The organism is Trinickia sp. (assembly GCF_051954495.1).
Taxonomy (GTDB): Bacteria; Pseudomonadota; Gammaproteobacteria; order Burkholderiales; family Burkholderiaceae; genus Trinickia.
In genome coordinates this window covers 1-8262 of sequence record NZ_JBQCHR010000065.1, presented here as the reverse complement: position 1 = coordinate 8262, position 8262 = coordinate 1, and the positions used below count along the sequence as shown (strand labels likewise).

At 66.2% G+C, this 8262-nt stretch carries 8 protein-coding genes; 5 read left to right on the top strand and 3 right to left on the bottom strand.

Annotation, left to right across the window (positions count from 1 at the left end; genetic code table 11):
• On the bottom strand, positions 1-609 hold a 609-nt coding region (gene pxpB / locus ACTHNR_RS09705; protein WP_440547373.1), incomplete at its 3' end, for a 5-oxoprolinase subunit PxpB.
• 183 nt (positions 610-792) lie between these two features.
• On the opposite strand from pxpB, the gene ACTHNR_RS09700 reads away from it, so the two are divergent.
• Positions 793-1305, top strand: a complete 513-nt coding sequence (locus ACTHNR_RS09700) for a winged helix DNA-binding protein (RefSeq protein ID WP_440547372.1) — start codon at positions 793-795, stop codon at positions 1303-1305.
• 5 nt (positions 1306-1310) lie between these two features.
• On the opposite strand, the gene ACTHNR_RS09695 is transcribed toward ACTHNR_RS09700, so the two are convergent.
• Positions 1311-1931 carry a 5-formyltetrahydrofolate cyclo-ligase gene (locus ACTHNR_RS09695; protein WP_440547371.1) on the bottom strand — a complete coding sequence of 207 codons (621 nt, stop codon included), beginning with the start codon at positions 1929-1931 and terminating at the stop codon, positions 1311-1313.
• 8 nt (positions 1932-1939) lie between these two features.
• On the opposite strand from ACTHNR_RS09695, the gene ACTHNR_RS09690 reads away from it, so the two are divergent.
• The 4 genes from ACTHNR_RS09690 (at position 1940) to ACTHNR_RS09675 (ending at position 7009) form a co-directional block, all read left to right on the top strand.
• Positions 1940-3925 (top strand): transglycosylase SLT domain-containing protein, encoded by a 1986-nt coding sequence (locus ACTHNR_RS09690; protein ID WP_440547370.1) that lies wholly within the window; start codon positions 1940-1942, stop codon positions 3923-3925.
• Positions 3926-4067: 142 nt separating this feature from the next.
• Positions 4068-5024: a complex I NDUFA9 subunit family protein gene (locus tag ACTHNR_RS09685; protein ID WP_440547369.1), complete on the top strand. Its 957-nt coding sequence runs from the start codon at positions 4068-4070 to the stop codon at positions 5022-5024.
• A 99-nt stretch (positions 5025-5123) separates the two neighbouring features.
• Complete coding sequence (locus tag ACTHNR_RS09680; RefSeq protein WP_440547368.1) at positions 5124-5771, top strand: glutathione S-transferase family protein; 648 nt, start codon at positions 5124-5126, stop codon at positions 5769-5771.
• Positions 5768-7009: a multifunctional CCA addition/repair protein gene (locus ACTHNR_RS09675; protein ID WP_440547367.1), complete on the top strand. Its 1242-nt coding sequence runs from the start codon at positions 5768-5770 to the stop codon at positions 7007-7009. The genes ACTHNR_RS09680 and ACTHNR_RS09675 overlap by 4 nt, the downstream gene beginning before the upstream one ends.
• Positions 7010-7034: 25 nt before the next feature.
• Here ACTHNR_RS09675 and ACTHNR_RS09670 read toward each other — a convergent pair whose 3' ends face one another.
• Positions 7035-8255 carry a class I SAM-dependent methyltransferase gene (locus ACTHNR_RS09670; RefSeq protein ID WP_440547374.1) on the bottom strand — a complete coding sequence of 407 codons (1221 nt, stop codon included), beginning with the start codon at positions 8253-8255 and terminating at the stop codon, positions 7035-7037.
• Between the last annotated feature and the right edge of the window lie 7 nt (positions 8256-8262).

Genomic DNA, 8262 nt, shown 5'->3' with positions numbered 1-8262 from the left:
CTGCAGCAGTGCGGGCGGATTGCGGGCCGGGTCGAACAGCGTCGCGTCGGTACGGCCGATCAACTGCCAGCCACCTGGCGAGACCGCCGGATAGACGCCCGTTTGCGCCCCGCCGATGCCGACCGACCCGGCCGGCACTTCAAGCCTGGGCGCGGAGCGGCGAGGCATATGCAGCGACGCGTCGAGCCCGCCCAGATAGGCAAAGCCCGGCTGGAAGCCGACGAAGAAAACGGTGTAGTCGGCCCTCGCGTGGCGTTTGACGACTTCGTCGACGGACAAGCCCGCGTATTCGGCCACGGCTCGCAAGTCGGGCCCGTCTTCCCCGCCGTACCGCACAGGAATGTCGATTTCGCGCGTGGACGGCATGGTTCCCACGGCCTCGTTCCACGCGCGCGCCATCTCGCGCGCGAGCGTTTCCATGTCGGCGCGCAGCGGGTCGAAGACGATCGTCAGATTGTTCATGCCCGGTACGACCTCGACCACGTTCGCCCACTCGCGCGCCGCGCGCGCCAGCGCCCAAATGCGCGCTTGGCACGCGAGCGTCGCGGGCGGGGGCGCCTCGCAGACGAGTGCGCTGTCGCCGAGCGGATAGATTCGAGGTTCTGTCATCTGAGCGCCTTCGCTGGCCCGCTCATCGCTGCCGAGGCAGGCGCGCGGCCGATATGCACGTGTACAGCATGCATTGTTGATAAATTATCGACATTTTACCAATAAGCGTTTTTGCTAGTGCTGGCCGCCTAGCCGGCGGCGTACACTTCGCGAACTCATTCCCATTGCCAGTTGCAAGCCGCCATGCCGCGTCACCCGACCCAGATCGTGTCTTCGGAACATCTCGTCTCCGAGACGAGCGTCGAGCTATCGGAGTTCGAATATGGACTGATCATGGCGAGCAACGCGTTCAACCGGTGGATGGTGCGTTGCATGTCGGCGGCGGGGGCCAAGGACATGACGGCCATCGAAGTCTCGCTGCTGCACCACGTCAGCCACCGCGAACGCAAGAAGAAACTGGCCGATATCTGCTTCGTGCTCAATATCGAAGATACGCACGTCGCCACGTATGCCTTGAAGAAGCTCGTGAGTAGAGGGTATGTAAAAAGCGAAAAGACCGGCAAGGAAGTCTTCTTTTCCGCCACGCCGGCCGGCCGAGAACTCTGTCAGAAGTACCGCGAGGTGCGGGAAAGCTGTCTGATCGCGGCGCTCAAGGAAAGCGGGCTCGCGAACGAGCAAATCGGCGAAGCCGCGCAACTTATGCGAAATGCATCGGGCCTCTACGATACGGCCGCGCGCGCGGCGGCCTCTCTCTGAGCGCGCTACGAGCGTTCGGCAGCGCGCGAATTCACGAACAATCCGGCGTCGGTGACGACCGCATCGAGCGGCACGTCGTGCACCTCGCGAGGCAGCGCGGCCCGGCAGGCTTCGTAGGCGATGCCCAGCGTGACCGGCCGTGCGGCGCCGGGCCATGCCGCGAGCGTCCGGTCGTAATAGCCGCCGCCGTAGCCTAGCCGGTAGCCCTCGTCGTCGAATCCCACGCAGGGAACCAAAAGCAGATCGGGCAGGACCGGTTGCGTGGCTTCGGGCTCGGGGATGCGATGGTGGCCGATGCGCATCGGCGCGTCAGGCGTCCATGCGTGAAACCGCAGCGCGTGGCCCTTCATTGCGACGATGGGCAGCGCGGCTTGACGCCGCATGTCTTGTGCGAGCCATTCGCCGACGATCGCGCGCGCATCGAATTCGCCCGCGAGCGGCCAATAGAACCCGATGGTGTGCGGCGCGAAACGCGTCAGCGCATCGGATAAATGCGCTGCGAGCGATTCGCCGGCAGCCTGCGTTGCGGCCGCCTCGCCGCGCGTGAGGAGCAAGCGTTTTCGTAGCTCGGCCTTCGATTCTTCCAAGGGGTTGCGTGCTATGCTTTCGCTCAATTTTCGCTCCACGAACCACGATGTCCAAACGCTTTGCCCGAGTATATCGCGCGGCCGCATCGGCCTTGGCCGCCGTTGCGCTCGTCGCGTGCGGCACGGCCTCCGCCGGACGTTCCTCGCGCCCCGCCGCCGCGCCGACCGACGATCAGATTTTCGTGCGCCTGCGCGAGGCCGCCCGCAACAATGACGCGGCGCGCGCGGCGCAGCTCGCGGCGATGATCCCGAACTACCCCGCGCCCTCGTACCTCGAGTACTTCCAACTGAAGCCGCAGTTGTTCGACGGCAGCGGCCACGCACGCTTGGATGCGCCCGACGAGCCGGTGCTCTCGTTTTTGCAGCGGCACGACGGCGAAGCGATCGCCGATCGCCTGCGCAACGACTACTTGGTCGTTCTCGGGGCACGCCACGATTGGCGCAAATTCGATGCGCAGTATCAGCGGTTCGTGCTCGACGACGATACCCAGGTGAAGTGCTACGCGCTCGAATCGCGCGCCGCGCGCGGCGAGAACGTCGCCGAGGCGGCGCGCGCGCTGCTCGTCGATCCGAAATATTACGGCGACGGCTGCGTCGATCTGATCACCGCGCTGGCCGCGAGTCGTCAATTCACCGAGGACGACGTGTGGCAGCAGATTCGCCTGTCCTACGAACAAAACGATACGAGCGTCGGCGCCAAATTGTTCGATGCGCTCGGCCCGGCGCGCCCCGATCCGAAGCTTGCCGACGAAGCGACGAGTGCGCCGCCGCTCGTGCTGGCGCGCGGCGTTGGGCCCGATTCGGCGTCGCACGCGCTGGCGCTGCTGGCGATCACGGCGATGGCGCGCAACGATCCCGTCACGGCGGCCGCCACGTTTGCAACGATCGCACCGTCGCTGTCGCTGGCCGAGCGGGCGATCGGCTGGGGCACGATCGGGTACCAGGGCGCCGCTCGCCGCGTGCCGGGCGCGGTGGACTGGTATCGGCTCTCCGCGAATGCACCCCTGTCGAACCCCGCCTACATGTGGCGCACGCGCAGCGCGTTGCTTGCGGGCGATTGGACGATGGTGCGCTGGTCGATCGAGCAAATGCCGAGCGCGCTGCGCAGTCAGCCCGCGTGGGTGTACTGGCACGCCCGCGCGCTCAAGCAGATCGGCGGCGCCGACGACAAGGCGCAAGCGAATCAGGAATTCGCGAGCATCGCCTCGGGCTTCAACTTCTACGGGCAGCTCGCCAGCGAGGAACTGGGCCGCAAGATCAGCGTGCCGCCGAAGACCACCGTCACCGACGCCGAAATCGACGCCGCGAGCCGCACGCCGGGCTTCGAGCTTGCGCGGCGCTTCTACGCGCTCAACTTGCGGCTCGAGGGCAATCGCGAGTGGAATTGGCCGCTGCGCGGCATGACCGACCGCCAGCTGTTGGCGGTGGCCGAGTACGCGCGCCGTATCGAACTCTACGACCGGACGGTCAATACGGCCGACCGCACGCAAGCGGAGCACGATTTCTCCTTGCGCTATCTCTCGCCGTTCCGCGATATCGTCGAGCGCGACGCGAAATCGACGGGACTCGACGTCGAATGGGCGTACGGTCTGATTCGGCAGGAATCGCGCTTCATCATCAACGCCCGTTCGGAGGTCGGCGCGGGCGGCCTGATGCAGCTGATGCCCGGAACGGCGCAGATGGTGGCGCGCAAGATCGGTCTCGGCCCGCTCTCGCGTGCACAGATGAACGACATCGATACGAACATTCTGCTCGGCACGAGCTATCTATCGATGATCTACAATCAGTTCGACGGTTCGGCCGTGCTTGCCACGGCGGGCTACAACGCGGGGCCCGGCCGGCCGCGCCAGTGGCAGGCGACGTTGCAGCGCCCAGTGGAAGGCGCGATCTTTGCGGAGACGATTCCGTTCAACGAAACGCGCGACTACGTCAAGAACGTGCTGTCCAATACGGTCTACTACGCGGCGCTGTTCGAAGGCCGTCCGCAATCTCTGAAGGAACGGCTCGGCGTCATCCTGCCTCAAACCCCTTAAGGGCAGGTGAATCGAAGCGAGCCGCCGTGGACGCGCGGCTCGCGAGCGGCGCGCGTCGCGTTTCACCCACCGAGCCCGGCTCGTGCCGTCGGCACGTATGACCGGCGACGCCGCGGCGGCAGCCGCTTCCAGGGAGGCGAACATGCGACATCAATCGATTGCGCTGATCGGCGGTTCCGGCTTCATTGGCAGTCATCTCGCGAACGCGCTCGTCGCCGCGGGCAAAACCGTGCGTGTCGCCACGCGGCGGCGCAGCCATGCCGGCCACCTCACGATGCTGCCGCTCGACGTGATCGAGCTCGATCTGTTCGATCCCGTCGAGCTGGCCCGCTTCGTCGAGGGCGCCGACGCGGTCGTGAATCTCGTCGGCACGCTGCACGGTCGGCGCGGCACACCCTACGGGCCGGAATTCGCCAAGCTCCACGTCGAATTGCCCGCGAAGATCGCCGCGGCCTGCGAGGGCAAGGGGGTTCATCGGCTCGTTCATCTGAGCGCGATCAACGCCGATTCGAATGGGCCGAGTATGTACCTGCGGTCCAAGGGCGATGGCGAGAAAGCCGTGCTTGCGGCGGCGCAACTCGCCTCGACGATCTTCCGGCCGTCGGTCGTGTTCGGTCCCGAGGACCAGTTTCTCAATACGTTCGCTGCGCTCCAGCGGTTGTTCCCCGTGCTGCCGCTCGCGAAACCCGATGCGAAATTTCAGCCGGTCTATGTCGGCGATGTCGTCAAAGCGATCGTCGGCACGCTCGATCTCGACGCCGCGCATGGCCGCACGTACGAGCTAGGCGGCCCGACCGTCTATACGCTGGAGGCGCTCGTGCGTTATTGCGGCGAGCTGATCGGACGCCAGGCGCGTATCGTCCGGCTGCCCGACGCGTTCGCGTACATGCAGGCGCTGTCGTTCGAGACGCTGCCTGGCAAGCCGCTCATCACACGGGACAACCTCGACTCGATGTCGCGCGACGCGGTGTTGAGCGGGCCGCTCGCGGCCGAGCTGAATCTGGAGCCCGTGGCCGTGGAAGCCATCGCGCCGGCCTACCTGAACGAAGGGTCGCTGCGCTCTCGCTTCAGCGCATTGCGCGCGACGGCGCGGCGTTGACGGCGGGCGTTCCCCGCACGTCATGCGCACCACGCAGCGGGGCCGCGCCCCGTCATGGCACTATCTGCAATCCCCCAACAACGTCTTTTGCGGTGACGCATGAAACTGATCATCGGTAACAAGAACTATTCGTCGTGGTCGATGCGCCCTTGGGTCATGATGAAGCACGCCGGCATCCCGTTCGAGGAAGTGATGGTGCCGCTGCGCGAGCCCGACACGAGCCGACGTATCCATGAGCATTCTCCGTCGAGCAAGGTGCCGTGCCTCGTGACCAACGAAGGGCAGGCGGTTTGGGAGTCGCTCGCGATCCTCGAAACGTTGGCCGAGCGTTATCCGCAAAAGGCGCTGTGGCCGAGCGATGCGGCGGCGCGCGCCCACGCCCGCTCGGTCTCGAGCGAAATGCACGCCGGCTTCGGCCCGTTGCGCGCGCAGATGTCGATGAACATTCGGGCCCGCTGGCCCGGCCGGGGCGCCACGCCCGACGCTTTGGCCGACGTGGCGCGCGTCGATGAGATCTGGGGCGACTGTCTGAAGCGCTACGGCGGCCCCTTCTTGTTCGGCGAAATGTTGACGATCGCGGATGCCATGTACGCGCCTGTCGTGATGCGATTCGTCACGTACGCGCCGGCCGTTTCCGACGCGTCGCGCGGCTACATCGAGCACATGCTGGCGGTGCCCGCCATGCGCGAGTGGATCGATGGCGCGGCCGCGGAAACGCTCATCGCCGAGCTCGAAGACCCGGCATGAAGATCTACGTCGTAGGCGGGGCCGTCCGCGACGCATTGCTCGGCGTGCCCGTGTCCGACCGCGACTATGTCGTCGTCGGCGCGACGCCGGAGCAGATGGCGGCGCAGGGTTATCGTCCCGTGGGCAAGGATTTCCCTGTTTTTCTGCACCCCGAGACACACGAGGAATACGCGCTTGCGAGAACCGAGCGTAAGACGGCGGCCGGCTACCACGGGTTCCAGTTCTACTATGCGCCGGACGTGACGCTCGAAGAGGATCTAGTCCGGCGCGATCTGACGATCAATGCGATGGCGCGCGAAGTGAGGCCCGACGGCGAATGGATCGGGCCCGTCATCGATCCGTTCGGCGGGCAGGCCGATTTGCAGGCGCGGCGCTTTCGGCACGTGGGCGAGGCGTTCGTCGAAGACCCGGTGCGCATTTTGCGCGTGGCCCGCTTCGCCGCGCGCTTTCATGATTTCACGCTCGCTCCCGAAACGCTTGCCTTGATGCGGACGATGACGGCCGCGGGCGAAGTGGATGCGCTCGTGCCCGAGCGCGTTTGGCAGGAGATTTCGCGTGGGCTGATGGAGCGCAAGCCGTCGCGCATGTTCGCCGCGCTGCGCGAGTGCGGTGCGCTCGCGCGTGTCTTGCCCGAAGTCGATGCGTTGTTCGGCGTGCCGCAGCGTGCCGACTACCATCCGGAGGTCGACACGGGCGTGCACGTGATGATGGTCGTCGACTACGCCGCATCGCGCGGGTATGCGCTGCCTGTGCGGTTCGCCGCGCTGACGCACGATTTGGGGAAGGCGACGACGCCCGACGACATCTTGCCGCGACACATCGGTCACGAGACGCGCAGCGTCGACTTGCTCAAACCGATGTGCGAGCGGTTACGTGTGCCCAATGAATGCCGCGACCTCGCCGTGCTCGTGGCACGGGAGCACGGCAACATTCATCGCGTGATGGAAATGGGCGCGCAAGCCCTCGTGCGGCTGTTCGAACGGTGCGATGCGCTGCGCAAGCCCGCCCGCTTCGCCGAGGCCTTGCAGGCTTGCGAGTCGGACGCACGCGGCCGGCTCGGTTTCGAGACGCGCGAATATCCCCAGGCCGAGCGCCTGCGCGTGGCTTTGATGGCGGCGCGTGGCGTCGACGCGGGCGCCGTTGCGCAAGCGTTCGCGGATAATCCGGGGAAGATCAAGGAGGCGGTTCATCGGGCGCGGGCCAAAGCCGTTGCGACAGCGCTGGGCGGCGAGCCTTGACGTTTCGGCGCATGCGCTGAAGCGTCTACAACGTGTGCGACCGGTCTCCTCGCGCGAAGGCGTCGATCGCGCCGTCGATGCCGCGTGAAAACGCGATCACCTTGAACAACTCGCCCATCTCGGCTTCAGACATCAGTTTCTGCACGGCGTTGGCCGCCGGCAGGAAACGCGCGACATCGTTCGGATCGATTTCGCCGAGCGCCTCGGTAATGCCCGCGTTCATCAAGAAGCGCGCTTGCGACGTATAGCCGAGCAGATCCGCCCCCGTTTCGACGCCTGCTTCGGCGATACGCGTGAATTCGACGTGGGCGGTGATGTCCTGCAGCCCCGGATAGAGAAACGGGTCGCCGTGCGCGCGGTGGCGGTAGTGGCACATCAGCGTGCCTTGCGAGCGCTGCGGGTGGTAGTACTCTCCGCGCGGAAAGCCATAGTCGATGAAGAACGCCGCCCCGCGCACGAGCATCGAACAGACGGTGCGCGTGAAGGCCGCCGCGGCCGAATGGGTCTCGGCGATGTAGTCGCCGCCCGGGTCGATCTGTGTGTCGATCTCGGCCAGCAACGCGGCGTCTTCCTTACCGGTTTGCCCTTCGGGCGCATCCAACGGGCGGTCGTCGAAGCGAAAGGCTCCGGCTTCATCAACGGATACGCCGCGTGCGCGCCAGACGCCGGCCGTACGCGCGTAAAGCGCAATGGGCATCGCGTCGAGCACTTCGTTGCCGATCACGACCCCTTCGAAATGGTCGGGCAATGCATCGAGCCAGGTCACGCGCGAGGCTAGGGCGCCGCCGAGCGCATCGATCGTGGCGCGTTGGCGTTCACGCAATTCGCCGGACAGCTCGACGATGGCATAGCTTTGGAGCGGAATGCCCAACGCATCGAGGGCGCTCAGAATCCCGGCCGCGAGACGTCCGGTGCCTGCGCCGAACTCGATCAGGCGGCTCGTACCGCTTGCCGTGAGTGCTTGCGCGAGGGCGCGAGCGAGCGTTTGGGCGAACAGCGGGGACAGTTCCGGGGCGGTGACGAAGTCGCTGCCGTCCTCGGCGCGGCGCCCGAACTTGCGCGCGCCGCCGCTGTAATAGCCGAGGGCCGGCGTATAGAGCGCGAGCTCCATATAGCGGTCGAACGGCAGCCACCCGCCCGCCTGCGAAATGGCTTCGCGGATGTGCGCGGCCAGGGCGGCGCTGGCATCGAGCGCATCGGCGGCGGGAACAGGTAAACTAGCGGGTTCGTGAGCATTCTGATTCATTCCGGCA

Excerpts from the sequence above, each read along its gene's own strand:
- ACTHNR_RS09700 (WP_440547372.1), top strand. The coding sequence starts at position 793 with ATGCCGCGTCACCCGACCCAGATCGTGTCTTCGGAACATCTCGTCTCC.
- ACTHNR_RS09690 (WP_440547370.1), top strand. The coding sequence starts at position 1,940 with ATGTCCAAACGCTTTGCCCGAGTATATCGCGCGGCCGCATCGGCCTTG.
- ACTHNR_RS09685 (WP_440547369.1), top strand. The coding sequence starts at position 4,068 with ATGCGACATCAATCGATTGCGCTGATCGGCGGTTCCGGCTTCATTGGC.
- ACTHNR_RS09680 (WP_440547368.1), top strand. The coding sequence starts at position 5,124 with ATGAAACTGATCATCGGTAACAAGAACTATTCGTCGTGGTCGATGCGC.
- ACTHNR_RS09675 (WP_440547367.1), top strand. The coding sequence starts at position 5,768 with ATGAAGATCTACGTCGTAGGCGGGGCCGTCCGCGACGCATTGCTCGGC.
- ACTHNR_RS09670 (WP_440547374.1), bottom strand. The coding sequence starts at position 8,255 with ATGAATCAGAATGCTCACGAACCCGCTAGTTTACCTGTTCCCGCCGCC.